The 26357-nt window shown below is 46.6% G+C and carries 28 protein-coding genes; 12 read left to right on the forward strand and 16 right to left on the reverse strand.

Going from position 1 to position 26357, the window contains the following annotated elements; genetic code table 11:
- Positions 1–10: 10 nt before the first annotated feature.
- The 6 genes from AC58QD_RS15485 to AC58QD_RS15510 form a co-directional block, all read right to left on the reverse strand.
- Positions 11–2944 (reverse strand): DEAD/DEAH box helicase, encoded by a 2934-nt coding sequence (locus AC58QD_RS15485; RefSeq protein WP_497334725.1) that lies wholly within the window; start codon positions 2942–2944, stop codon positions 11–13.
- Positions 2941–4500 carry an SWIM zinc finger family protein gene (locus AC58QD_RS15490; RefSeq protein WP_497334727.1) on the reverse strand — a complete coding sequence of 520 codons (1560 nt, stop codon included), beginning with the start codon at positions 4498–4500 and terminating at the stop codon, positions 2941–2943. Before AC58QD_RS15490 ends, AC58QD_RS15485 begins: the two co-directional genes overlap by 4 nt.
- A gap of 233 nt (positions 4501–4733) precedes the next feature.
- Complete coding sequence (locus AC58QD_RS15495) at positions 4734–5420, reverse strand: Fic family protein (RefSeq protein WP_497335003.1); 687 nt, start codon at positions 5418–5420, stop codon at positions 4734–4736.
- A gap of 33 nt (positions 5421–5453) precedes the next feature.
- A complete protein-coding gene (locus AC58QD_RS15500; RefSeq protein WP_497334729.1) occupies positions 5454–7274 on the reverse strand; it encodes an alpha/beta fold hydrolase in 1821 nt (606 codons plus the stop codon).
- A 58-nt stretch (positions 7275–7332) separates the two neighbouring features.
- Positions 7333–7917 (reverse strand): TetR/AcrR family transcriptional regulator, encoded by a 585-nt coding sequence (locus AC58QD_RS15505; protein WP_497334731.1) that lies wholly within the window; start codon positions 7915–7917, stop codon positions 7333–7335.
- Positions 7918–8028: 111 nt separating this feature from the next.
- Complete coding sequence (locus AC58QD_RS15510) at positions 8029–8601, reverse strand: hypothetical protein (protein WP_497334733.1); 573 nt, start codon at positions 8599–8601, stop codon at positions 8029–8031.
- A 223-nt stretch (positions 8602–8824) separates the two neighbouring features.
- On the opposite strand from AC58QD_RS15510, the gene AC58QD_RS15515 reads away from it, so the two are divergent.
- From AC58QD_RS15515 to AC58QD_RS15530, 4 genes are all read left to right on the forward strand, one after another.
- Positions 8825–10951: a GAF domain-containing sensor histidine kinase gene (locus tag AC58QD_RS15515; protein WP_497334735.1), complete on the forward strand. Its 2127-nt coding sequence runs from the start codon at positions 8825–8827 to the stop codon at positions 10949–10951.
- A gap of 30 nt (positions 10952–10981) precedes the next feature.
- On the forward strand, positions 10982–11623 hold the full coding sequence (locus tag AC58QD_RS15520; RefSeq protein ID WP_497334737.1) for a response regulator: 642 nt from the start codon (positions 10982–10984) through the stop codon (positions 11621–11623).
- A gap of 262 nt (positions 11624–11885) precedes the next feature.
- Complete coding sequence (locus tag AC58QD_RS15525) at positions 11886–12716, forward strand: hypothetical protein (protein WP_497334739.1); 831 nt, start codon at positions 11886–11888, stop codon at positions 12714–12716.
- A gap of 35 nt (positions 12717–12751) precedes the next feature.
- A complete protein-coding gene (locus AC58QD_RS15530; RefSeq protein WP_497334741.1) occupies positions 12752–13747 on the forward strand; it encodes a hypothetical protein in 996 nt (331 codons plus the stop codon).
- Positions 13748–13802: 55 nt separating this feature from the next.
- On the opposite strand, the gene AC58QD_RS15535 is transcribed toward AC58QD_RS15530, so the two are convergent.
- A complete protein-coding gene (locus tag AC58QD_RS15535) occupies positions 13803–14540 on the reverse strand; it encodes a transmembrane-type terpene cyclase (protein WP_497334743.1) in 738 nt (245 codons plus the stop codon).
- 362 nt (positions 14541–14902) lie between these two features.
- On the opposite strand from AC58QD_RS15535, the gene AC58QD_RS15540 reads away from it, so the two are divergent.
- Positions 14903–16216 carry a BaiN/RdsA family NAD(P)/FAD-dependent oxidoreductase gene (locus AC58QD_RS15540; RefSeq protein ID WP_497334745.1) on the forward strand — a complete coding sequence of 438 codons (1314 nt, stop codon included), beginning with the start codon at positions 14903–14905 and terminating at the stop codon, positions 16214–16216.
- A gap of 31 nt (positions 16217–16247) precedes the next feature.
- A complete protein-coding gene (locus tag AC58QD_RS15545) occupies positions 16248–17567 on the forward strand; it encodes a BaiN/RdsA family NAD(P)/FAD-dependent oxidoreductase (RefSeq protein WP_497334747.1) in 1320 nt (439 codons plus the stop codon).
- Positions 17568–17860: 293 nt separating this feature from the next.
- Here AC58QD_RS15545 and AC58QD_RS15550 read toward each other — a convergent pair whose 3' ends face one another.
- From AC58QD_RS15550 to AC58QD_RS15560, 3 genes are all read right to left on the reverse strand, one after another.
- Positions 17861–18109: a hypothetical protein gene (locus AC58QD_RS15550; RefSeq protein WP_497334749.1), complete on the reverse strand. Its 249-nt coding sequence runs from the start codon at positions 18107–18109 to the stop codon at positions 17861–17863.
- 5 nt (positions 18110–18114) lie between these two features.
- Entirely contained in the window at positions 18115–18303 is a 189-nt protein-coding gene (locus tag AC58QD_RS15555; RefSeq protein ID WP_497334751.1) for a hypothetical protein, read from the reverse strand.
- A 150-nt stretch (positions 18304–18453) separates the two neighbouring features.
- Positions 18454–19005 carry a helix-turn-helix domain-containing protein gene (locus tag AC58QD_RS15560; RefSeq protein WP_497334753.1) on the reverse strand — a complete coding sequence of 184 codons (552 nt, stop codon included), beginning with the start codon at positions 19003–19005 and terminating at the stop codon, positions 18454–18456.
- Positions 19006–19210: 205 nt separating this feature from the next.
- Here AC58QD_RS15560 and AC58QD_RS15565 point away from each other — a divergent pair, with 205 nt between their 5' ends.
- The 5 genes from AC58QD_RS15565 (at position 19211) to AC58QD_RS15585 (ending at position 22310) form a co-directional block, all read left to right on the forward strand.
- On the forward strand, positions 19211–19615 hold the full coding sequence (locus AC58QD_RS15565) for a DoxX family protein (protein ID WP_497334755.1): 405 nt from the start codon (positions 19211–19213) through the stop codon (positions 19613–19615).
- A gap of 23 nt (positions 19616–19638) precedes the next feature.
- On the forward strand, positions 19639–20298 hold the full coding sequence (locus tag AC58QD_RS15570) for an alpha/beta hydrolase (protein WP_497334757.1): 660 nt from the start codon (positions 19639–19641) through the stop codon (positions 20296–20298).
- Between the two features lie 8 nt (positions 20299–20306).
- On the forward strand, positions 20307–21077 hold the full coding sequence (locus AC58QD_RS15575) for a dioxygenase family protein (RefSeq protein ID WP_497334759.1): 771 nt from the start codon (positions 20307–20309) through the stop codon (positions 21075–21077).
- A gap of 299 nt (positions 21078–21376) precedes the next feature.
- Entirely contained in the window at positions 21377–22072 is a 696-nt protein-coding gene (locus AC58QD_RS15580) for a hypothetical protein (protein ID WP_497334761.1), read from the forward strand.
- 58 nt (positions 22073–22130) lie between these two features.
- Complete coding sequence (locus AC58QD_RS15585; protein ID WP_497335005.1) at positions 22131–22310, forward strand: small acid-soluble spore protein H; 180 nt, start codon at positions 22131–22133, stop codon at positions 22308–22310.
- A gap of 61 nt (positions 22311–22371) precedes the next feature.
- Here AC58QD_RS15585 and AC58QD_RS15590 read toward each other — a convergent pair whose 3' ends face one another.
- Positions 22372–22887 (reverse strand): CBO0543 family protein, encoded by a 516-nt coding sequence (locus AC58QD_RS15590; protein WP_497334763.1) that lies wholly within the window; start codon positions 22885–22887, stop codon positions 22372–22374.
- A 118-nt stretch (positions 22888–23005) separates the two neighbouring features.
- Here AC58QD_RS15590 and AC58QD_RS15595 point away from each other — a divergent pair, with 118 nt between their 5' ends.
- Positions 23006–23626, forward strand: a complete 621-nt coding sequence (locus AC58QD_RS15595; protein WP_497335007.1) for a DUF8426 domain-containing protein — start codon at positions 23006–23008, stop codon at positions 23624–23626.
- 55 nt (positions 23627–23681) lie between these two features.
- Here AC58QD_RS15595 and AC58QD_RS15600 read toward each other — a convergent pair whose 3' ends face one another.
- The 5 genes from AC58QD_RS15600 to AC58QD_RS15620 all read right to left on the reverse strand — a co-directional run bounded on the left by AC58QD_RS15600 (position 23682) and on the right by AC58QD_RS15620 (position 26321).
- On the reverse strand, positions 23682–24071 hold the full coding sequence (locus AC58QD_RS15600; RefSeq protein ID WP_497334765.1) for an SRPBCC domain-containing protein: 390 nt from the start codon (positions 24069–24071) through the stop codon (positions 23682–23684).
- A 17-nt stretch (positions 24072–24088) separates the two neighbouring features.
- Positions 24089–24556 carry an SRPBCC family protein gene (locus AC58QD_RS15605; RefSeq protein ID WP_497334767.1) on the reverse strand — a complete coding sequence of 156 codons (468 nt, stop codon included), beginning with the start codon at positions 24554–24556 and terminating at the stop codon, positions 24089–24091.
- Positions 24534–24863 (reverse strand): ArsR/SmtB family transcription factor, encoded by a 330-nt coding sequence (locus tag AC58QD_RS15610; protein WP_497334769.1) that lies wholly within the window; start codon positions 24861–24863, stop codon positions 24534–24536. The genes AC58QD_RS15605 and AC58QD_RS15610 overlap by 23 nt, the downstream gene beginning before the upstream one ends.
- Before the next feature lie 83 nt (positions 24864–24946).
- Entirely contained in the window at positions 24947–25669 is a 723-nt protein-coding gene (locus AC58QD_RS15615) for an amino acid ABC transporter ATP-binding protein (protein ID WP_497334771.1), read from the reverse strand.
- Positions 25662–26321, reverse strand: a complete 660-nt coding sequence (locus AC58QD_RS15620) for an amino acid ABC transporter permease (RefSeq protein WP_497334773.1) — start codon at positions 26319–26321, stop codon at positions 25662–25664. The genes AC58QD_RS15615 and AC58QD_RS15620 overlap by 8 nt, the downstream gene beginning before the upstream one ends.
- Positions 26322–26357: the final 36 nt, after the last annotated feature.

A 26357-nucleotide genomic window follows, 5' to 3' on the forward strand; every position in this document is an offset into this window, starting at 1 on the left:
CCATACTGGTTCACCACGCTTGCCGAAGCGTAAACAAATCGCGCAGCTCCTGGTTCGATAGCTCTGTAATCCAACTCTCGGAGGTAGAGATGACGTTCTCGCTCAAGCTCATTTTGCTCTCGAGCATCTCGTCAATCTTCTCCTCCAGGGTGCCGAGGGAAATGAATTTATGCACCTGCACGTTGCGTTTCTGTCCCATCCGGTAGGCACGGTCGGTGGCTTGGTTCTCGACAGCGGGGTTCCACCAGCGGTCGAAATGGAACACATGGTTAGCCGCCGTCAGGTTGAGACCGACTCCGCCGGCTTTAAGCGACAGAACAAAGATGCCAGGGCCAGTCCCTTCTGCCGCTTGGAACGTGTCGATCATCTTATCACGCTCTGCCTTGGGCGTACTGCCGTTCAGGTACAAGACGGGCTCCCCTCGATGCGCTCGCAGCACGTCGGCCAACATACGGCCCATGCCAACGTACTGGGTGAAGATCAAGCAAGAATCTCCCTCGTCCCGGAGTTCGTCGACCATGGCAACGAGCCGCTCCAGTTTCGCGGATCGCGTGATGAACGTCTCCCGATGCTCTTCGGGCAGCAGATCCTCCACTGTTGGTGCAGCCTCCTTCGTCAACAGCACGGGGTGGTCGCATAGCTGTTTAAGCTGGGTCAAGGCAGCGAGGATGGCTCCTTTTCGCTCAATACCCTTTAGTTTGCTCATTCGTTCCATTAGATTCTTGACTGCCTGCTCGTAGAGTGCTCCTTGCTCGACCGTAAGGTTGATATAGACCTTCATTTCCTGCTTATCCGGCAGATCCAGCTGGATAGCGGGGTCGTTCTTTTTGCGGCGCAGCATGAAGGGTTTCACTAGCTTCTGGAGCTGTTCGGTCCGTTCCTCGTCGTGATTCTTCTCGATGGGACCAGCAAACCGATGCTGAAACCCGCGCTGGCTCCCCAGGTAACCAGGGTTAAGGAAGTCGTAGATCGACCAAAGCTCCGACAGCCGGTTCTCAATCGGTGTCCCTGTCAGAGCAACACGGTGCCTTGCCTGGAGGGAACGGACAGCAGCCGATTGTTTGGTTTGCGCGTTTTTGATGTTCTGGGCTTCGTCCAGACAGAGGGAGCTCCACATGATTTCCTGCAGGGCCTCTTGATCCAACAGCGCAGTCGCATAAGAGGTGATTACAATATCCGTATCCTTAAGAGCGGAAGAAATGGTATCGCGGTCGAACCGTCCCTTCCCGTAATGAAGCAAAACCTTCAATTCGGGGGAGAAGCGGGCAAGCTCTTTCTGCCAGTTGCCGAGCACAGATGTTGGGCAGATGAGTAGAGCAGGGTACTCAGACTCTTCTCGATGCTGCAATAAATAAGTAATGAATTGAACGGTCTTGCCAAGCCCCATATCATCGGCTAAACAGGCACCAAGCCCGAACCTTCTAAGAAAGCTCAGCCAAGTGAAGCCTTCACGCTGGTAACTGCGCAGCTCTGCGCGAAGCCCATCAGGGACGGCAAGCTCTTGCAATTCTGACGGCTTTCCAAGCTGGCGGAGCAGTGCTAAGAGGTGTGAGTTTAACTCAACCTCCAGCTTAATCCGTTCTTCTTCGTCCCCAGCATCTTCTCCGGTTGTCCGACCACTCTCTAATCGTTTCTCTTGATCCGCATCGCTTAACAGGTGCAGTTGAAGAACATCCTGCAAAGACAAGCCTTCGTCTGGATTCACGCTTTCCATGAGCCTACGGATCTTCTCCAGAAGAGCAGGATCCAAGATGACCCATTCTCCGCGAAAGCGGATCAGCCGTTCCTTGTGGCTGAGCAGTTCAGCGAATTCAGCTTCGCTCAGGTCCGCATCGCCGATGGCAATGCGCCAGTCGAAGTCGACGAGGGCATTTAGCCCGAATAACGACTGGCCATTACCACCCGCATTGGGTGAAACCTGTGCACGCAGGCGCGGTTTCCGCTTCGAGGCGGCTTCCCACCACCCGGGGAGCATGACGTTCCACCCGTCACTCAAAAGATGGCGGCTATCGGTTGTCAAGAACCGCCAGGCGGCTTCATCACTGAGCGGTTCGGCGAACAGCAAACCGCCGCTGTTCGCGGTTGGAAGAGCCGCGGTCAACCTTGCTGCCCATCCGGGAGAACGCTCACGGATGTAGGAGCTCCAATCGCTGGCCCATAAGCCGGAAGCGTGCCCGTCTACAGCTAGACGAATGGGAACGACCGCTGAGCCTTCCTTTTTATCCTGCAGCACCAACCGGAGGCGCCAATCGTTCTGTTCTTCGTCCGGCTCCAACAGCTGCAACGCAGGACGGAAGGGGGCCATGTCAGGCTTCCACCCGAGTGCTGCAAGCCACTCTTCCTCGGTAAATGCATAAGCCGAGGCTGCCTCGGGCGAAGGCGCTTGAAACAGTGCGGGATAATCCCGCCGAAGATCGGACATGGCGGCTTCGTCCGCATAGTGCTCTGAGGAAACAGCGGCGGAAAAGGCGGAGTGCAAACCGGACATTTCCTCTCCTAAGGTGTCCAGGCTATTCAGCTTGTCCCAATCCAGTTGCTCCAGCTGAGTGGAATCAGCCTCCCATGTCCATTGGAGCTTCCCTTTCCGAAATGAGCGGTAGCTCGGTAAATAACGGCCTGTTTTGGCTTCTCCATATAGGACCGGAGCTGCTTTAAGCAATTCCTTTGCGGCTTCATTCCCGCCCTCCCAACGGAGTATGTCCATAAGACTCGGCTCGGCTAAGAAGGGAAGCACCATTTCCGCAGGGAGGACCGTCACTAACAATTCCCCAGCCTGCTGCAGCGCCAGAGTGGTTCCATAGCAGGATGGCTCATGCCACGCGAATAATAGATTACGGAACTGATCTCCCGGAATATCACGTCCATCTTGAAGGCCCCATAGCAGGGCGTCCCCGCTATCCGTCAGAATCATCTGTAAGGAAATATCATGCAATATTGTACTCATTCCAACAGTTTTCCTTTCTTTATTTCCTCTTGCAGCGCACGTAATCTGCTATGTCGTTCCATAAAAACAGTGAAAAAGCGATCCCAGTGCTGGACTTGTTTCGTTCTCTTGTACACCTTTTCAAGTCTTTTCAGCAGTTTGACTGCTAATTTGTAATCACGCCTGTTTTTAAGAGAGACATAATGCTCGATGGCTTGATGGTAATAAGGGAGAAGATAACTTGGCGCTTCCTTCTCAATCGGGTGGAGAACGCTTACCCGATGGAAGAGGGGATCATGCCTTTGTAAAATTTGCATCTCCACCCATTGCTTCCATTTTTTCTGCTCATACAGCATATTTTCGATAACCGGGGTAGAATGGGGCAGCATCTCTTGCAGAACCGTCCACATCTGCTTCTCAGCATCCGGAGAATGGACGACCGCAGCTTTCCAGTATCCTATATAGGGATAAAGCTCCTTGGAACTTTGGCCATAGAAATAAGGGGCTGTCTTCAGTAACCAATTCACCAAATTTTGCCAATCGTTAGTATTGTTAAGATGATTAAGGAAAGTTAGGAATAGACTTACTGGTGCTTTTTTCAACGTACCGCTCGCCTCTAAAGCATCCCATGCTTCACTGCTTCTGGCTTGATGAAGGTACAGGAAGGCCTTTGCCGCAGAGAGGGATGATGAGCTTGAAACGGCTGTTTGCTTCTCAATGTCATCGATTTCCTGCAACACCCAGTAGTCCGCCTCGGGATTGGGGACAATCCAGTGCTTCCACATCGCTGTATACAGACCGTAGTCCAGGTACTTATGACCTTGATCTTCTGCCATTTGTTGTCTAACATAACTCAAAGTTTGCTTAATACGCTCTCCAGAGCTGGTGAAGTTGATTAGAGTGGATTTCTGCTGTAACCAAGCATGAATCTCATCATACATTCGATAAAGCGCAAAAGAGGTGTAGTAGTTTACACTGCCTTGAGCATTCTGCTCTTTTACCTTCCGAAGGATAAATAGTTCTTGATGCAGCTCAAAATAAGTCCAATCAATCGCAGAAAAAGGAATGGACTCCTTCTGGATATTATCCAACTGATACCGCAGCGCCTCCATATAGATTCCCTGATCATAACCCGGTTTAACATGGGATGTAGCTTGGGTCAGAAACTCATGCCAGCCGACAACATCCATGTTGGGCAATTGGTTGAGCTGCGACTTGGCGGGGGTAATCGAATGAATTCGCTTGAGGTGATGCTTGGCATTCACAATCTGCGAAGCCGGGTATCCTAGTCGGTCAGCAAGCTCCATCATAACCGCTGCCAGATGTTTGCAATACGTGTGAACAGGGCAAGTACAGGAACTGGAGCTGAGCCTGTCTAAATAAAGCGTAACCTTATAGTCTTCCGAGCCTGTTACCTTCGCTTGAACAACACGACTCTCCGAAATGTTCAAAGATGCTACGTACTGCTGCTTAAAATAATTAAACCCTCGGTTAAGGGTAACCTCATTAAAGGTGTGAGCCACTTGCTCAAGCAGCTTCAACCATTGTTCATCGTTCAAAGCTGGAGAAGAGTTCATTACAAAGCTCCTTGCTAAAAAGTAAAGGATTCTATTAATCCTATTATAGAGAGAAACGCAAATAAAGGCGATATCGCACGATTTCGAAAGAAAGTTTAATCGCAACGGCTTAGAACGTCTGGGAAAAAGGATATGCGAGCCCATCGCAAAATGCAATAAGAGCACTGTGTCCCCAAATGTTTAGAGGAACAGTGCTCTTTAATGCTGTTATAGTCTTTATTCATTCTTAGAGGCTAATCCACAATACAAACAATGTACTCTCCACGACCGTCTCCTGACTTGATGACGCTTAGATCTATTAGTTTTGCGATATTCTTGGCGATACTCGAGGATGAAGCATCTAGAGTATCGGCAAACAATTGTCTATGAAATATCTCTCCGTCATCCATTCTACTAATCAATTCGAACATTGTTTTTGCATGTCCTCTACCCAGTAGTTCACGAATATGTTTTATTCTATCGTAACGTTGCAGTTCTTTGAGAACCTTGGTAAGCGATGCGTTGACGCACTCGAGATAAAAGACAATGAATGGTTTTAGGTTACCTTGAGTTGCAGCCATGAGCGTATCATAATAATCCGCGATTCGTTTATCAAAGAATTCTTCTACGCTAAATGCATCTTTAATCGTGGCAAGGTCGTTGTGTATTAAACCAACCAAAGTAGAAAATGCCCGCGCTGTTCTTCCATTACCATCAGGAAAAGGACGGATGTAACCTATTAAATGATGAGTGATTCCAGCAATGATCAGAGGATGGACCTTTTTGTCATGATTAGCATTTGTCGTCTCATATGGGTTTGTATATCCGGTAACACTTGTGTAAAGCCAAGAAAAGTAAGCACGCATGAGACGCGGAACTTCGTTAAATGATTGAGGTTGGTAACTGACATGCCCATCACCATCTTGAAGAGCTACCGGAATATTTCTATATCCCTCTCACAATTGTTTGATGTTTCAAACTTTCAAAGCCTGACGAATCCAGTGGGCCGTTTGTTCGGGACGTTCGATGGGAAATTGATGACCATATGGAATACGAGTAATATCGAGATGTTCATATGGCTTTGGAATATAATGTGCTTTGTCCATGTATCCCCATAATATTTTGACTTTGGTCTCATCCCACATCTCAGGATTCAATTGAATGGACTTCGATTGAGTTAACCATGACATGACCGCGGCGTTAGTAGTGCGGATGCGGGGTGATTTTAAATCATGAACCACATAATGAACGTAATCCTCTAAATATTTGCTGGATGCTATGAAATTTTTGCTTTGAAGCAGCTCTCTTTTCAGTTTGGTAGGTTTCATACATTTTAAAATGAGTTTTGTAACGCCTTGAATTCTGTATTTAGGTTTTACAGGATGCAAGACTGGCTGCAGCATAATGAGCTGATGGATCAGTGAAGGCAGACGTTGCATCACTCGGGCGGCAATCAATCCGCCAAATGAATGACCCACCAATATAACGGGTCTATTCAACTCGATAATCATGGCTGCTACACTGTCTACATAGCCTTCTATAACAGAAGGTTCATGGTGGTACGGAGTGCGTCCAAATCCAGGCAAATCAATGAACCATGTATTTACATCACTTAAAGATCCTGCGATAGGCAATAGGGCATCCGCACCGCTAAACGTCCCATGAAGAAAAATAACAGGGATGCCATGGATATCTTTTTCCAATGAGATTAAATTCGTTCTTCTTCGTTGAGAAAAGCTCTCCTGCCGATTCACTCCTAAATGATTTAACCGATAATCAAGATCGCTGACTATAAAAGGAAGTGTAGATGGCACTATGGATGATTTCGTCTCGCTCATTTGTTCAATTTCTAATTTAGTGTTGACAGGAAATTCTGACTTTACAAGAAAGTTCATGGACTCCTTAGGAATACCAAGGAGCTTTCCAACACCCATTCCAAGAACGGTTTTTAATAACGGAAGGGGTACCCTGCCCAAGGGCTGGGCTGTTTGTAATTCTGTTGCAATGAGCTGAGTCAAGACTCGAATTGATGGACTCGCTTGTTTAGGATCTAATAGATAGTAGGTATTGCTTGTTAATCCTTCTGTATTAGCAAGCTTTGCAATAAATGAGGCAACATGATCAACATGTACCATGGGCAGCCAGTAGTCGTCGCCACCTGGAACGAGCGGCATAAGGTTTCGCCTCACGGCATCAATTAAGATACTAAGACCTCCAAGCTGTTCCGTCTTCCCTGAGAAGGAATCTCCAACGACGACACTGGGATTAACTGTAGATAATGGGATGTTCATAGCATGAAGAGTTTTACGTATATAGGAGTCCGCTAGAAACTTCATTTTCTCATAGGGCGGTTCTTTATCTAGCAGTTGATCAATATCCGACATTGCATTTTGTTCATGATAAGGACTCATGAAACCTACGACATGGATGAAATGTTTTAAACCTTTTGTGGCGTTAATATCTTTTGCCAGCTGAACAAGTGATTTGGCAGGATATAGGAATGACTGCTCTGCTTCCCTGAGGCTTAACTCAATATTCATGGGGCCGCCTGCATGAATGATTAGATCAGTGGCAAGCATTTGCTTATAGCTAGTATCTTCTAAACCTAATCTGGGTTGCGTCAGATCACCAATGACTGGCAGGATGTTAGGCTGTTGATCGGTTGGCAATTGATTTACGATTTCAAGCAAACGGTTTTTTTGACGTATAAGTACATAAATCTGGTGCTGAGAAGCCAATTCAGAGAGCAGATGCCTTCCGATAAAACCAGTTCCACCCGTTAAAAAGATATTCATTATAAAAACTCTCCTTTTTCATTTTTAGTACTAATTAGTACTAGTGTGGCTAAAAAAATTACTTTAGCAATAAAGCTAAAGCGGGATAGACGGTTTTGATGATATCTGGGTTATTAGAAGCTTGAGCTAAGAAAAGAGCACCCTCGATAGAGGAGACGATGAGTGCAGCTGTTTGTTGGACGGGGAGTTCCGACTTTAGTTCTTGCTTCGCAATCCCCTCGGCTAAAATCAATTCAACGGCATGGAACTGTTGTTCAAAAAAGCTTTTGATTCTGTCTCTGACTTCGATAGCTTCAAGGGGTGTTTGCGTGTAAAGGGTTAGGAACGGACAGCCGCCAAGGTAGTTAGTTTGTTCAGTATTATCGGTCAGGATGATGAGTAACGTTTCTAATTTTTCCAGAACGGAGGTCTCACTTTGAGACAGGATGTGATTAATCCGTTGCTCATAGTGTGAAATCAACTGATCAACAATAGTGAGGAGCAGTTCCTCCTTGCTTTTAAAATGGTAATAAATATTCGTTTTTGAGACTTTGCTATGTACGACTATGTCGTCCATGCTTGTCGCTTGAAAACCCTTGGTAAGAAACAATGTGAAAGCTGATTGTAGCGCAATGTCTTTATTGCTAAGTGTATTTTTCCTCATGTTAGTACTATATAGTACTAGAAACAAGTAGTCAAGTTATGATGAGAGGGTTAGGCGAAAAACAAATAAGGATGCCCTTTTTTGGCATCCCCATTTGAGTTGGAGAGCAGGTTAAGCGCTCAAGGATTCGGTTCTCTTTGCCGTCGATACATTAAGCTTCCCAGCCCAGACGCAGTAGCCCATCCCTACATATGCAATTCCCCAGAAAGCCGCGAAGAATTTGTTGTCCGCAATCGGAAGAAAGAGGTTCACAATCATCAATAGGAGCAGAGCCGGAACCCAGCGAGGAAATACTTTGGCCCGGAAAGTAAGAATCGCGAACACAAGCGATCCCCCCATCAAGCCAACCATCATAATTGCCCTGGAGATGTTGACCAAAATGCCCTCCGGCATTGTTGCTCCGGCGCCTGCGGTAAATTGGGTCCATACCATTGCGGTCGTAACGATGTTCGCAATGATGATAGCCAACGTCGTAATAAAGCCCGTTACCCCGGTTTCACGGGACTGCACCATGAACGTGACGATCGTGCCGACCGACATCAGAATGCAAGCGATGAATCCGAAAGTCAGTTCTTGAGGACTGTCCGTTCCCCAAATGATCGAAGTTGGCGTCATACCGATTCGCGCAATTCCCGCAAGGATACAAATCATGCCTAGCCATTTAATAGTTTGCTTTTCATTCATTTTTCTCAGCCTCCAATATGTTTTCGCGTTGTCATGTACTTATCATAAGGGGCAGGAATTCCCGTATACCAGAGAAGTCAATTCCCGATTTAACGGGAAGAGTTGGAGTCATTTTTCGGGAAAAGGCGGGAAGGCCGGCGGGAAATTATGCACCATCCATATTCATTCCAAGGGGCAGGAGCTATAATTAGCTATATTAATTGTTCCGGAGGGCGTGTAGGGAATGGCACTAGAAGTCCGCAAGTCTAATCATTGGGGATTGGCAAGCCTGCAGCTGCTCATCCTGACTTTTTGCGTCATCACGATGGGGATGTATATCGGCAGCATTCCGCGCTATTACATGTCCTTGGTTACCACTTGCATCGAACAGGGCTGCGGGAATTTAGTTCCCGTCATGACGATCCCGGGTCAAGGGCTTACCGTAGAGAACTACGCCCTTCTGTTCGTGCTGATCGATTGCGTCTTTACCTTCGTGTTTTATGCGACGTCCGCTGTCATTCTGTGGAAAGGGTTCCGCGAACCGATGGGCCTGCTGGCTGCCGCAGCGATGGTTTCCTTCGGCACTTCTTTCCCTTCACTCACGATGGTCGCTGCGGAGGGCAGCTTTTTCGCGCAAAATTGGTTCATGTTGGTCTCGATGCTGGGCTGGATTTCGTTGTCGTTGTTTGTCTTTCTTTTTCCTGACGGATTCTTCGTTCCGAAATGGACCCGTTTCGTCTTCCTCCTCATTGTCGCTGTGGATGTGCTTCAATTTATATATCGCGGTCAAATGTGGGATAGTCTTGCCTTGCCGGAGTATATTCAATTGCTTTGGTATGTCGGCTCTACGATGATCCTCATCTATTCGCAGATTTACCGGTTTCGCAAGGTTTCTCAGCCTGTTCAGCGGCAGCAAACCAAATGGGTCGTATACGGGGTTTCGATCGGGTTTGTCGGCTTTGTCTGCATGAGCATCCTGTTCGATCCCAGTTTAAACGACGGCTCCGCCATCGCCTATGTGTACTTGAATGCGATCCTTAACGTATCTTTGACAGCCATACCGATTACGCTGATGATGGCGATTCTGCGCGAGAGGCTGTGGAACATCGATCCTTTGGTTAACCGAACGCTAGTCTATGCGGCATTATCCGTCTGTGTTGTCCTACTGTATACCTTTGTTGTTCTCTACTTGGGCCAAATGTTTCAAACGAAGGACAATTTCATCATCTCCCTTCTGGCTACGGCCATGGTTGCAGTTGCGTTCGCACCGCTCAAGGAGTGGCTCCAGCGCCAAATTAACCGGCTTATGAAAGGCCGGCACGACGATCCTTATGCCGTGCTCCTTGAGCTCGGCAATCAGCTGATCCAGCCGCTTGCGCCGGAGGCTATGCTGGACGCCGTCGTCAGAACAGTTAAAGAAGCGATGCGCCTTCCTTATACGGGAATTTCAATCGGCGTCGGTGTTCATCAAAAGATGGTAGCTTCAGTGGGGGAGCCGCTGAACGAGCTGCATTCATTTCCCGTTATTCATAGGGGCGAAGAGCTCGGTACACTCTATATTGCCAGCCGTTCACCGGGAGAAGCCTTCTCTCCGGAAGACGGCAAGTTTCTCGACGTCCTGTTGCGGCAAGCCGGACCGATCGTCGAGAACGTGAACATGACGCTAGGCATGAAGCTGCTGGCGAAAGATTTGCAGGAGTCCCGCGAGAAGCTGGTGTTGGCCCGGGAGGAAGAACGCCGCCAAATCCGAAAGAACCTGCACGACGACCTCGCTCCAAGACTAGCGGCGCTTGCTCTGAACGCGGCGACGGCGCAGAAATACGTAGAGAAGGAACCCTCTACCGCTATTGAAATGCTGGCCGACCTGCGGCAGGTCATTCGGTCTACCGTGAATGAGATTCGGACGATGGTCCATGATTTGCGTCCGCCGACCCTGGATGAACTGGGGCTGATCGGCGCAATTCAAGAGCGGATCCATGAGCTTTCCAAGCCGGTTCAGTTGCTTGCCGAGGAGCAGGGAACCGAGCCGCTGAGGATTGGGTTCCATGCGCCGACGCCGCTGCCAGACTTGCCCGCAGCGGTGGAAGTCGCGGTTTATCGGATCGTCATCGAGTCTGTCGTGAATGTAATCAAGCATGCGCGAGCAACGTCTTGCACGGTACGGTTGGACGTCCATTCCTCACATCAGCTGACCGTGGAAATCACGGACAATGGGATCGCCGGCAGCCTAAGGTCGGCAGCCTCCACCACCGGAAAGGGAGGCATCGGACAGCAATCGATCCGGGAGCGGGCCGCTGAGCTTGGCGGGCAATGCACGATTGAGAGATTGGAGGATGGCGGAACGCGGGTTTTCGCTGTTTTGCCGCTTTAGGAAAGGCACTTTTACTAAGGGGAGCTGGGTATGAAGATTGTCATCGCAGACGACCATCCGTTGTTTCGGAGTGGCGTTCGAAATTTGTTGGGAACTACGGAGGATTTGGAAGTCGTGGGAGAAGCCTCGTCAGGCGATGAAGCTCTGGACTTGGCGGCTGCACTGCAGCCGGAATTAATCTTAATGGATATCCGCATGCCCGGATTAAACGGGATCGAGGCTACCCGGCTGATCAAGGAGCGGTTCCCGCGCATCGAAGTGCTCATCCTGACCATGTTCCAGGACGATCAATCCGTGTTCACGGCCATGCGGGCCGGAGCCAAGGGCTACGTTCTGAAGGATGCCGATGAGACCGAGCTGCTGCAATCCATCCGGATGGTGGGAAGCGGCGGTGCGGTGTTCAGCTCGGACATAGCAGCGCGGATGATACACTACTTCGCGGCTCCCAAGGCGGCCGTCAAGGCGGGCAATCCCGCTTTGGCCGAGCTGTCCAAGCGGGAGATGGAAATTCTGGAGCGCATTGCTGAAGGCGATACGAACGCGCAGATTGCCTCCCACCTCTTTATCAGCGTCAAAACGGTGGCCAACAATATATCCACCATCTTGAACAAGCTGCAGGTCGCGGACCGGAATGAAGCGAAGCGTCTGTTAAAGGAGTCACGGGAGAATTAAAGTTATGAAGAGGACAGACGTTTGTATCCTAAGCTATCTCCCCTAACAACGGAATTATTAGGCGGCTGCTCCACTCCAGAGTTTCAGAATATATCGCTTTATATGAAGCTAAGTAATCGGAACATCTACATGATCACATGATGAATTGACAATGCGGAACCTAAAGCTTCCGCTAATAGAGGGATTTATATTTATTCGTCGAACTTACCCTGTGGAGTATTTCATGCAGCGATAATATTACCTTAAGAGGAGTAGGTCTTCATTGATACAGTCAGAGGAAAATGTAAATTTCTTATCACGGCCATATGCTGAACGACAACTAATTGTAGTTATGAGTGACGAAGAAATAAAAGCACAGCAGAAGTATAGACGAGAGCAGGAAGATTCAGGCCTTGTAAAAAAGGCAAAATCATTATCAAGATTTATGCTTCCTACACCACTTATTATTGCTGAAACCACTATTGAATTATATAAAGGCATAATGAAACTTAGAGAACAAGGCATTAAAACGTTACCCATTACACAAAACGATGCCAGAAAAATTAAATTTCCTCCCGGCCATCCAAGGTTCGGCGTTCTTTACATAGCACATCCTGCTGCAGAGAATGTATATTTTCCATTTGCTCAATTTCACCGCCTTACATTTGAACATAAATTCTCTGAGGCCGTTATTTTGCTCATGTCTTTAGGGGCTACTTATATTGAGGTGCAACATGTTACAGGGTGGTCGAAAGAGTTCTCCTCAAAGATGGACATATCCATACCACAGGCAGGTATTGAAGGTGGAGTAGAAGCTTCTTCAACCAGAAAATCGGGATCGGAGATACTTTTTACCGCAAATTTCAACGGGGACACTACAAGTACTATGCCGACCAACTTAGTCTGGTTTCATCATGAGCCAACATGGCAACAAATCGCGGATGGACGACTGAAATACGGAATGAAGGATTTTTCGCTAACAGTGAGGTATGAGGATGATCTCGGTGTTAATACGGGGCTCAAGGTAGCTGCAACAAAGGCAAAACTTGATATAGGTGGTAATTTTGAGGATCATCAATCCACGGTGTGGAAGATCGTTGGAAAGTTTGCTTAAAGAAGTGGTTAACATTGCGTTAAGGAGAATTCGAGATGAGTAAAATTGAAGCTGAAATCAAATCAAAGTTTAATGAGCTAATTAATAAGAGTAGTATGCAAAGACACATCAATGTAGTTAAAACCCTGCAAGATGTTAATGCTGCTTTGAAAGATTGTGAACGCCTTTATTCATGTGGATTTCTTGTTGGATATAATAGAGCAAAAGAAGGAATTATCTACGATCAAGCTGATATATCAAGAGAAAGGGATACAACACGCCTTGAGGGCGTAACCTATCAAATCGGGCAAGCCATAAAAGTCTTTTTTAGTAATGGGATATCTGATGGAGCAAATAGTGCGTCAACCATTAAACTGGCTCCAGAAGAGATCAACCAATATTCAATAAAGCCAATGCGCTATACAGTAGATAAAAGTCTTAGTTCTGTGAGCCAAACGGCAATGAAATCGGCAGAACTAGCACGAAGGGTCTCACCACCTTATTATCCCTTTGAGTACAAGAGTAGCTTTTTTTATGATTTAACTGATATTTCCTCTAAGCCCCGTGAAGTCTTGAACGATTCCTTACTAAGTTATTTCTCGAGCGCTTACAAAAAAGCCGAACAAAAAATGCATGAATCAACAGGGAAAATAACCGACCAGAGTAAGTTTAAAAACCTCATTGCGGATCAAAACTGGCAAAGGAAGTTTGTTAACTCTTACCTATTTAAAGCTTTTGTAAATTCACTAATAATAAGTGTACTACAACATCCATACAATGGTAAAAACCAATTAAGGCTGGAAAAACAAGCAGGACAATTAAGGGCCATCTATTCCGAGTTGGAAAGGGACCTTCAATCTAGAGGGTGTGGAAGTGATATTATTGATTTCCATAAGGGTTTGATAGCGGAGTGTGACGGTAGAGATTTCCTTTCCAGTCATGAAAGCGAAATTCTAAGGCATTATGTAGAACAACAGCCGGATCGCTCTTATGAATCTGGAATTAGTCGCTTTGAAATGTTTGTAGACAGTAATTTGCTTGGATTCATGTAATGTTCTGCCTCTATATGCACAACAAGAAAGAGACCTTATCGGGTCTCTTTTTGCATTAATATGGTTTAGTGATTGCAGATTTCACCCTAGAAATAGGGGGTCTATGAATGATCTTTATGGACTTGTTGCGAACCAACATGATGTAAATGACGTCTAGAATAAATGTAAGGATGTACATCGTATTTAATAAGAATGAATGTGGGTATAGGGAATAACACCAAATGGATGCACATAAGGTGCCCACCATCTTGAAGTAGGCGATGTATATGGATTGGCCGATTAGATCTTGTTTCATAACCATTTTTATAAAGAGTATGGACATCATTAGATTGATTCCGAAAGCAGAATACTTGCCTTCATGATCATGAAATTCGACAGCCATTCCATAGTGCAACAGAATCGCTATGACAAGTAAAGAGAGCACTATAGGTTTTGTATGCCATGTTGGATAGGTGCCTTTTGAATAATGGAAAAATTGGAACAAAATGATGCAGTCTAATAGGAACCATACCAGAGTTATGACTTGTTGGATGGGGTGAAAAGGCATAACGAAGGAAAATAGAAATTCCCAAGTGATATTGGCACAAAGGGCAGCGATGGGCATTCCGCAAGTTCGATCCCGAAACCCCTTATAAATAATCAATATATAAGTGATTGTCCAAAAAAAGGCTACCCCAAATGCCAATAATTGTTCTGTTTTAGGTGAGAAAACATGTTCCATAACGCGAGTAGATCGCATCCTTTCCAAGGAATTCTCTTTCATAAATAAGATCCATATAACTCGTCTATTCATATGAATCAAGCTGTCCGATTAGAACAAAGGACAAGCGGATACGAACGCGCAGCGTTCTGGAACATGCAAGATATTCTAAGGGCTAGGCTAGAATTAGGCGAAGCACTTAAATAACGTTTGAATTAGTTTGTGATATTATAATGAAAAAGGGGGGGTGCTTGGAATACTTCCTAGAGGTGACCAATTAAAGCAAATTCTAAGAAAAGCAAATGAGCATGCGAAGGCCGAGGCGAAGAAGGCCGGTGCCATCGGGATTATGCGGTGCTTACACCTATGCTATAATGAAGTATTGAGCAGCTTCATTCAGAAAAATCACATTTCCAATATATAAATCCATTGGACAAAGGGTGTATCGACCAACCATGTATGATTATCAGGCTTCCTTACACCACAAGCTGATTATTATCGGCGCAGGTGCATCAGGACTCATGGCCGCCGTTACTGCGGCGGACCAGGGTATCGATACCGCTATTCTGGAGAGCAACGACCGGATTGGAAAGAAGATATCCATGACAGGAGACGGTCGCTGCAACATTACGAACGAATCCACCACGACGGGTACGGAGGACGAAGCGTTGGCTTTATCGCGCAAGTATCACAGCAGTCAGACTGGATTTCCGTTACTTGTGCTGCAGCAATTCGGCATCCGTCAAACCATTGATTTCTTCAACGTGCTCGGGCTTCCACTTACAAGATTGAAAGAGGGCTTAATGTATCCGATGTCGCTGCAGGCTGCATCTGTGTTGGATATTTTCGAGCTTGCTCTAGAGGATAGGAACGTTCCGGTATATCTCAACAACAAGGTGCTGGATGTTACTGTATCGAAGGATCATCCTCGATTCAAGATTACATGCCGAACCGAGGCAGAGAAGCAGATTGTCTATACCAGCGAATACCTGTTTCTATGTACGGGCGGCCTTACCGGCCAGAATGCGGGAACGGATGGGTCCGGGTATGGGCTTGCCCAACGCATGGGGCACTCCTTGGTCAAGCCTGTGCCGGCCATCGTGCAATTGAAGGTGCAATATCCGCAACTGAAGGCGCTGTCCGGCATCAAACTCCAGGGACGAGCCCACATCCGCGTGAACGGGGAAGTCGTCCGCAGCGAAACCGGCGAAATTCATTTCGCCGAATACGGCCTCTCCGGCCCGCCAATTCTCCAGCTCGGCCGGAAGGCTGCCGTTCATCTCGCGAGAGGGGATTCTGTGACCGTTTCCGTCGATTTAATGCCGAGCCGCACCCAGGAGGAGGTTATCGAGTTTCTGGAGATGAACTGGGGAACGTTCGCACACCGAGCGGTAGCGGAATCTTTCATCGGGTTTTTACACAAGAAGCTGATCCCCGTCCTGCTGAAGGAAGCGGGAATCGATCAAGAGCCAAACCTACTTTGCAAGGATCTTTCGTGGAAAACCAAAGGGATCTTTTATAAGATATTGAAGCGTTGGGACTTTAAAGTGACCGATACCCATAGCTTTGAGAACGCGCAAGCGACAGCCGGTGGCATCGCTACGAAAGAACTCGTCGGGGACACATTGGAATCCAAGCTCGTGCCTGGGCTCTATTTGGCCGGCGAGGTGATGGATGTCGACGGCGACTTTGGCGGCTACAACCTGCAATGGGCCTGGAGCTCCGGCTATGCGGCCGCGATGGCGCTTGGTAAACACATTTTCAGATGAAACCATTAGAAAAAGGGATGTATCTACCACAATGAATAAATCTCAATCTTCCAAGCACCACGAGGTGGTCATTATCGGTGCAGGCGCTTCAGGCCTTATGGCCGGCGTTACTGCGCGAAACCTGGGGATCGATATCGCGATCATCGAGAGCAATGATCGGGTCGGAAAGAAGGTATTAACGACCGGCAATGGCCGCTGCAACATTACGAACGAATCCACGGCGACGGGTACGGACGAAGCGGTCGCTTTATTGCGCAAATATCACAGCACTCAAGCGGAATTCCCGCTGCCTGTGCTGCAGCAATTCGGCGTCCGGCAAACCGTCGATTTCTTCAACACTCTCGGCCTACCGCTGATCGCCATAGAGAATGGCCGGATGTATCCGATGTCGCTGCAGGCTGCTTCGGTGTTGGATATATTCCGAATTGCGCTGGAGGATCGGGATGTTCCGATCTACTTCAAGACCAAAGTATTGGACGTTACCGTGTCGAGGGAACATCCGCGATTCACGATTGTGTGCGAGTCGGAGACAGAGGGCAAGGTCGTGTATACTAGCGATTATCTCTTCCTTAGTACGGGCGGCCTTACTGCCCCCAAAACAGGGACGGATGGATCCGGTTACACGCTTGCCCAGCGACTGGGACACACCCTGATCGATCCTGTGCCCGGGATCGTGCAATTGAAGCTGGAATATCCGTATTTGAAGGAGCTGTCCGGAGTCAAATTTGAGGGATTGGGCCATATCATCGTAAACGGCGAAGTCATCCGCAGCGAATATGGAGAAATTTTGTTTACGGACTACGGCGCCTCCGGCCCGCCGATTCTCCAATTAAGCCGGAAGGCTGCCTATCAAGCCGCAAGAGGAGAAAAGGTGATCTTATCGCTTGATATGATGCCGGACCGCACGGAGGAGGAAGTCGTCGATTTTCTGGAAACGCATTGGGGAATGTTCGGACACCGTACGGTTGCGGCTTCCCTGACCGGCATCTTAAACAAGAAGCTGATCCTTGTCCTGCTGAAAGAGGCGGGAATCGATCAAGAGCCGAACCTGCTATGTCAGGATTTATCGTGGAAAACCAAGAAAATCTTGTATCGACTCATGAAGCGTTGGGAATTTATCGTGGCCGATACCAATGGCTTCACGAATGCACAAACGACGGCCGGCGGCATCGATACGAAGGAGCTAAAAGAAGGAACGCTGGAATCGAAGTTAGTACCTGGGCTCTATTTGACCGGCGAGGTTATGGATGTGGATGGGGATTGCGGAGGCTATAACCTGCAATGGGCCTGGAGCTCCGGCTATTCCGCGGCGATGGCGCTTGCTGATCAACTTAGCACGGAAAGAGGTTGAGGGTTGTTCACTTTTGGCACGCAGGGAACACACGACGGCGAATTGTGGTTTTGCACAGCCACGGTTCGCCGTCACCAATCTTATGTGAAAAGACACCGTGATAGTGTCTTTTTTGCGTTTGAGAGGAAAATGTGACAGCATCAAATATTCCACGAATTGTAATTTCCGCATTTCATAAGGATGAAAGAATCGGAGGGGCCGTTGTTGCTTTCGATACTCCAGGAGTCCATGATTTGGTGGGTGGATATGGAATGATCATCAATAAAAGCATCCCAAAAGGATGCTTTTATTAGTTAGTTGATCGTTATGGCAGAAATGCTTCCATTTGTTTTAAAGTCTTTTGTGTACGATAGCTTAGCGGTGGCCGTCACCTTACCTTGTGGTCCCGTTATGGTTACGGTTGGACTTGAAGTATATCCTGCACCAGAATTCGTAATCGTTACACCAGTCACGACACCATTCGTAACCGTTGCAGTTGCGCTAGCTTGTACCCTTGACCAGATTTCACCTTTGCTGCCGTTGTAGCGGTAATAGTTGGACACTGCATCTAAGCGATCATTCGTGACCCCGTAGGGCGCAAGGAAACTTTTTCGGAATTTTGTATATATCCCTTATCAGATGGTGAAGCTTGCACGCTTGGTTTGGATCTTTTCATAGCTTCTGAAGTCAGGTGCGCGCTGCCTGAGCCAGCAGCAAGAAGGATAATGAGTATGACGACGAAATATGATGGTCTCATGATTTGATCTCCTCTCAAATGTTGTTTCATGACTCAGTTTAATACAGGATTGTGTCGGGAGTATGTTGTGTTTGGACGAAGTGAACATGCAGAAGAAGCGGCTGCACTATGATTAGCACCCGCTTTGTGGATTTTGCTATTTCTGAATCTTCAGATTAAATCCTGGTTATGCTCAGTCTCTGTATAAACGGATATGAGTACAAGGGCTAACTCCTCACCTATGTTTTTCACCAAATGGGGTGTACAGGCATTCCAACTGAATGAATCACCCTCTCCGAATTCGGCTGCATCTTCTCCCTGCTCGGCATAAATCTTCCCTTTGATGACAACATGTACTTCTTCTCCTTCATGCGCATGAGGGACTTTCCCTGTGGACGCTCCAGGAGGGAACTCAACGAGCATCATCCTGACGTTTTTGGAAGAGCTCAAGTGCTCTACTTTTAATTTCTCAGTGCCGCTTGTCGTTATCGGTCGTTCCGATTTTCGAACTATATTCATGCGGTCCTCTTTTTGCAGCAGTAAATAAGCTAAGGGCACTTTCAAAGTTTTCGCAATACTTTCCAACGTTGAGATGGAGGGCGATGTTTTGTTGGTTTCCACTTGGCTCATGAATCCTTGCGATAGTCCTGTCTCTTCGCAAATTTGAGCGATGGTTATATTTTTTCGTTTCCGAATTGCTCGTATGGTTGAGCCGATATCCATCTAGGTTCACCTCTGAAAAATATTTGTAATACAGAATATAATTTGATATTAACAATTTATTTGTTGACATGCTAGTGCAATATGCGTTAAATTACCTATATAAACATTATATCTTTATTACTAATAATTGAATTAGTAAGGGGGACCGTGCTTGAACTGCAGTGATTGTTGTTAACAAAAAAGAATGAAGAGGAGAAAAAGAACAATGACGAAAATTACAGTAGTGTCGACTATGATGCGCATAGTATTGGGAATATTATTTTTAGCTCACGGAATCAGTAAATTCCAAATGGGCCTAGGGAATGTAGAGGCTTGGTTTGACTCTATGGGTGTCCCCGGATTTTTGGCTTATATCGTAGCCTTTCTCGAGTTGATCGGAGGGATCTTGCTTATTATTGGTCTCTTTACCCGGTATGTATCGATTCTTTTTATTATCATGCTCCTTGGAGCGATCTTTACGATGAAGCTTTCTGCAGGGCTGCTTGGAAACAACCAGATGGCAGGATACGAGTTGGATTTGGCATTTATGTTGGTGGCAATCTATTTGAGTATTTCCGATCCTACACCGCTGTCTATCGATCGAGCGTTTCTTAGAAAACGCAGGGCATAATCCACAAAATGAGGAGACTTCCAATGAAACCTGCATACCAATACGATATTCATCTGCCATCCCATTTCGATCCGAGCAAAAAATATCCGACGATCTTCACACTTCACGGTAAAGGGTCCAATGAAACAAATATGTTTGGTCTGGTCGCGCCATTGTCTGATGATTTTATTATTGTCGGAATACGAGGGAACGTCCCATTAGGCGCTGGATTTCAATATTATGAGTTGAAAAGCCTTGGCAACCCCATTCGGGAGATGTTTGATCAAGCTGTCCAGCAGTTGGAAGCATTCATCTATTATGCTACTGAGAAGTACCAGATCGACCCGAACAAGCGTTATTTGCTCGGATTTAGTCAAGGTGCGATCTTATCAATGACGCTAGCGCTTACGATGGGGGACCAACTGAAAGGGATTGTGGCATTAAATGGATATGTCCCTGGTTTTGTGAAGACGGAGTATCCGCTCAAGAACGTGAATGAAGTATCGGTGTTTATCTCACACGGAGAATACGACTCGGTATTTCCGATTCAGATCGGTCAAGAAACAGCGGCCTATATTCAAAGCCTGACACCGCGCTGCACTTTCAAGACTTATCCCACCGATCATGGTGTTTCAGAGGAGAATCAACGGAATTTCGTGGAGTGGCTCAATCAGGATGCTGGTCTGACTACGAATAAGGAGTGAAACGTGATATGATGCCGTCTTATTTTTTTGCACACGGTGCGCCTTCGATTGTATTAGAAAATAATGCGTATACTTCTTTTCTAAAAGATTTTGCTGCCCAGACGCCTAAGCCTAAAGCGATTGTACTTTTTTCCGCCCATTGGGAAAGTCGATTGCAGGCCATTAGCGCTGTCGATACGTACAGCACCATTTATGACTTTTCCGGATTCCAGGACGAGCTGTACCAGATGACTTATCCGGCCAAAGGCGAACGTTCCATAAGTGACCAAATTCAATCTTTGCTAACGGAGCACGGGGTTCAAAATCAAATGGATGAGGGAAGAGGACTCGATCATGGCGCTTGGGCTGTTCTTAAGCTGATTTATCCCGGTGCTGAGATTCCGGTTGTTGCCTTATCTGTTAACCGCTATTTGACTAATGCGCAGCAGTACCAGATCGGTAAAGCCTTAACGGCGCTCAGGGAGCAGGATATTCTTATCATTGGCAGCGGAGGCACTGTTCATAATTTGCGCAGACTGAATTGGCAGGCTGAAGGTAGTGACGATTGGGCTGAATCGTTTGACACATGGCTTCAGAGCAAGCTCGAGACATGGGATTTAGAAGCGTTATTTGACTACAGAGATCAGGCGCCTTTTGCAGCAGAGTCCGTTCCGACAAACGAACATTTCATTCCTTTGTTGCTTGCGATGGGGGCTGGTGACACGAACCGTCAAGCGAAATTGCTTCACCGCAGTTATCAATACGGGAATTTAAGTTTAAGCTGTTGGCAGTTTAATTAACGATTAGGAAATAAACTTAAAGGATGTATTTTCAAGCTAGCCTGCATCTCCGCCAATGTATAAATTTATCCTAGCGCACGATACTAGATGATGAAAGAAGTGGGCAAAGGCGGGGGTGTATGGGCATAAGCTTCAATTCATATTACTATTTGGGGTTGGTTTTTTTTAGCCTGGTGCTTCTTACATACACATGGATGAAATCAAGAAGCGTTCGAAGCCTGATGCACTTCTTGGCGATAGTTGGTCTTGGGTATGCAATAGAGGGAGTGATCTATGTTCTATTAGGGAGTTACCAGTACATGCCGAAGATTATTCAACATAACTCCTACTACGACAGTAATTTAGGCTCGGTTGCATCCAACACACTGGCCCTGCCTGTTACGGCCACATTCCTATCGGTTTTTCGATTGGGATGGGTTTGGATTGCCGCCTTTACCTTGCTTTTTGTTGGCATTGAATGGTTGTTTCTCGAGTTAAATATTTACATTCACTATTGGTGGACGTTAGGGTATACTGCTCTGGGTCTTCCGATTTATTATGTGACAGCAAAAATGATATATAACCAGCTATTACATCCGATCCAAGGATTTCTGAACTCTGTTATTCTGCTTCTAATGCTAGGTGCAATCTCAGGGACGTTGCATATACTCCCTATCCTGTTTTTTGAGAATAGATTTTATGAGCCTGGCTGGTTCGAGAGTAGATCACGTGATACAACGGCGTTTTCCTTTCTTTACTACTCATGTATCAGTCTGATCTGTGTCGTGTTAGTGAGACTTCAATGGAAAACCAAATGGTTGAAGTACATAGTAATGGCCGTTCTGATTTGTACCGCAACCGTTATCCTCAACAAAGCTGGAATCCTTCACAGTCTTGTCTGGTGGGATCAACCTTACTATGTTCTTTTGCCTTGTTTGGTATTAGGGATAGGTGAGGTCGTGAGCAAACGTCTATCTAATGGTCCGTATTTGCAACGATACAACAATTCGGAATAACAAGGTGTAATTTTGAAATAATAAAAGTGGTTACATCAAAGATTGGAGGTCGTTACCTATTAATAATCAACGAGCACAGGAGATCGCCGCTTCACCTATTATGGCAAATGTGACCTATCAAGGAATACCCGTCTATATTCAACACGTGGATGAACAGAATGAAAGCGCAAGAATTTATCCGCTTGACCAGCCAGAGAATGAGCAAAGTGTTCCTCTGAATAGCTTAATCGAGCAATAAATATTAGAAGGAAGGTCGAATTAGCGGCCTTCCTTTTGATTATCCATCTGCATCCATAGTGTTACTTCATCTTACCCAGTGTTACATTGAATATAGTCATTAATATGAATATGACCACACAAGAAAGAATCAATGCCCATCCAGGCTGCCGGTGATGAATTCTTAGAATGATAAACATAACGATGTTAAATATAAACGACCATAACAAATTCCATCCATTATGATAAGTTAGAGCTCCATAGTGGACAGAGACAACCTCGAGTATTATGAAGATAAGGACAAACAGAAGGATATATAGAGCTTGTGTCAGCAGGGATTTCTTTTCGGGATAACTAGATAAATAAATCCATGTGGATAGGGGCATGCCGACGACAGCAAGCATCAGAATAGGCAGTGTGTGATTAGGCAAGCCATTTGGTTCCATTGCCCACAGCAGGTACTCGGAGCAAATGACTTCATACAATAAATTTCCGACGATAGCGAAGAGCGCGGTGGGATAATACAATTTCCAGTTGCGCCAGTCCGCCCATTTCCAGGCAGCCAGGATCCAGAATATAGAAAAGATTACAGCAATCATATTGAATGGATCTCCTAATTCATGTAATGTTGTTATTATCCTTCTAATCCCATTTTCTAATGCATACAATAAAACTCTAACTTTTGAGCCGAGAGATAGGAGTCAGCTATTGGGTACAATGGAACAGAGCAATTTATATCAGTTCACATCGAAGCCGAATGGGACTGAACGGATCACTGAGTTTCTGGAGGACAATTTCATTAGTATAGGTTGGCCGGGTATAGGAGATTTGGAGGATGTAAGCCTAGAGGAATTGAAAAGCCGACTGGTCAGTGTGTACAAGTATCAGGGGCAACAATTAGTCGACCAAGTTAACGCTCTGAGCGAATTCGTACATACTATGCAGGATGGAGATTATGTGTTGGTGGCGGATAACAACAGGGTACATCTCGGCGATGTAGGTGATTATTATTATGTGGAACCATCCGACACTCCAGAGGAAGGCATGGGTCATCGACGAGGCGTTACATGGTTGGCCAGCATCCCGCGAGTAGAATTGAATGCTGCCGTTCAGGAATTATTAGAGCATCGCGTTCCGATAGCGAGGTTCAATCAACCGTTCTCGAATTCACAGTTGGACCGTTGGATATCCCATACAAAAGGTGATGTGCCGAAGACGATTCAAGTAGATCCGGAGACGATTGGTGAAGCATTGGATATCTTGAAGCAGGCAATGCGAAGTGAAGATGCCGATCGGCGCGAACGAGCAGCTATTGCTATTCTACAGTATGCCAAATAAGAACCCCGTCCGGTTTCCGAATGGGGTTCTTATTTGTTGCTTTTACGGGTTCTTCTTAAGCCAAATATTTCTCAAGCGGTTTCCAATAGTTGTCGTTCCAACCGGACTCCAGGTGCTCGCTTTGCCCTTGGGGGATGCCCGTTTGATCAAAGACCAATAAAGTTCCTGAACCTTGCTCCCTAAGCTCGAATTTTACGTTGGAATACACGCCTTGTTCCCAATTTGCAGCGCGCCATGCTTGGACGATTCGCTGATTGGGTACGAGCTCTATGTTACGTCCTACGATCATTCCTCCAAAACAGGAGAAGGAGCCGCCCTCCTCATGGCTGATTTCTGTTGGTGCTCCGCCTACAACCTTGCTGAATTGCTCAGCATTGGTGAGTGCTTCATAGACGCGGGTGGGGCTAGCTTTGAAAGTGACCTCTTGATGAATGGTAGCAGACATGTAGTAATTCCTCCAATTTATGAATGATCGTGCATAGCGTTAAGCGACATAGGATCAATACCTGGGTCACGGCCTTCAGCCACTGCTTGAATTCTGGATATATAGTGATTCCAGCCTTGTTGGTGTGACGGAATTTCTTCGACTGGCAGGTCGTAGTGGGTTAGGACCAAGAGAGTTCCGTTATCTTGAGGCGTTAATCGGAACTCCAGGGTGCTTGAGCCAGGGGGAACAATCTTGGATTTCTCCCATCCCCATGTCATAACAATCTTCTCATACGGGACAAGCTCTACATATTCGCCCATTGCTATATCGCTTCCATTGATATCTATGCGATATTTACCGCCAATTCTTGGTTCCAACAGGACATGACTGCCCATCCATTGGACCAGCTTGTCCGGATTTGTAAAAAACGAGAACAGTGTCTCGGGCCGGCATTCGATATAGATCTCTTTCATAATCTTGTCACTGCTGCTTATGGGGTTCATGATTTCTCCTTTCTTCTTCTTCTGCGGCTTCTTTCAAACGCAATAAGCTATCATCCCAGAAACGGTCAATATACCCTTTCAATTCGGCAAAACCTTCCCTCCTGATTCGATAATACCGTTTGGTCCCGTCTCTTCGGACAACTACAAGTCCAGATTCCTCGAGAACCTTGAGATGCTGCGATACCGCTGGCGCTGAGATATCAAAATGAGACGCAATCGCACTAGAGGTAAGCTCCTCATTGCGGACTAGAGACAGGATATCTCTGCGTCTAGGCTCTGTTAGAGCGTGGATGGCTTTTTCTATCATGTCATTAATTTAGCATACACTTAATTAAGTGTCAACTTAAATAAAGAAAAACCCGCCATGAGGCAGGGTTCTTGGCTTGAGAATTATAGTACTTTATCCAAGAATTGACGAGCGCGTTCGTTCTGAGGATTGCTGAAAAACAGCTCAGGGGCTGCCTTTTCAACAAGACGACCGTTATCAATAAAATAGATGGTGTCGGCTGCCTCTTGAGCGAACCGCATTTCGTGAGTGACAATGACCATAGTCATTCCCGTCTGGGCAAGGCTGCGAATGACATCGAGCACCTCTTTGACCATTTCCGGATCAAGGGCGGAGGTAGGTTCATCGAACAGCATGATTTCAGGCTCCATGGCCAGGCTGCGGACGATGGCGACGCGTTGTTTTTGCCCACCGGAGAGTCTGGAGGGAAAGGCTTCCGCCTTGTCTGCCAACCCTACACGCTCCAGGAGCTCTAGTGCTTTGCGGCGTGCTTGCTCTTTGGACCAACCCTTCACTTTCATAGGAGCAAAGCATATATTCTCAATGACACTCATATGCGGGAACAAATGAAAATGTTGGAATACCATCCCGATCCGTTCTCGCACCTGCGCAATATTGGTTTTCGGGTCAGTGATGTCCTTGTCATGGATCCTGATCCGCCCATTTGATGGAGTTTCCAACAGGTTCAGACAACGGAGAAACGTCGATTTACCCGAGCCGGAAGGGCCGATGACGGCAACAACTTCACCTTGGCTAATGGTCGTAGAGATGTCGTGCAGCACCGTCTGCTTTCCGAACGACTTGGACAAATTTTCTACTTTAATCACTACGACGCAGCCTCCTCTCAAGAATCCGGGCGATGAAGGTAAGGATCAGCACCAGAACATAATAAATGATCCCTACAAATAGTAACGGCTCAAAGTATTTGAACGTATCTGCACCGACCACATTGGCACGGCGCATCAAATCCTCTACACCAATGACAGAAACAAGCGAGGATTCCTTAAGCAAAGCAATACATTCATTCACTAGCGCAGGGAGAATATTCTTAACCGCCTGCGGCAGGATGATACTGATCATCATGGTCCTATAAGGGATTCCAAGCGACATGGCTGCTTCCCTCTGTCCGCGATCAACGGATAGTATGCCGGCACGGATCGTTTCCGACAAGTATGCAGCTGAGTTAAGACCGAAGGCCAGACCTGCTGCCATCAGCGGTGAGATATCGTATTGGAAGATCTGGGGAGTTGCGTAATAAATCAAGAAAAGCTGAAGCAGCAGGGGTGTCCCTCGAAAGATTGATGTATATACCGTTGCAAACCACCTTAGCGGTTTGATATCTGAGATCTTGAACAGCGACAGAATGGTGCCCCATATGAAACCGAATAGCGCAGATACAAATGTGAACAAAAGGGTAACTGCGGTTCCCTTCAGTACATAAGGAATATAACCGTTAAGAACACTGAAATCTAAATTCATTGTACAACCATCCCTTACTTTCTCGTATGACTGACG

This window comes from Paenibacillus sp. J2R1T-4 (assembly GCF_059692235.1).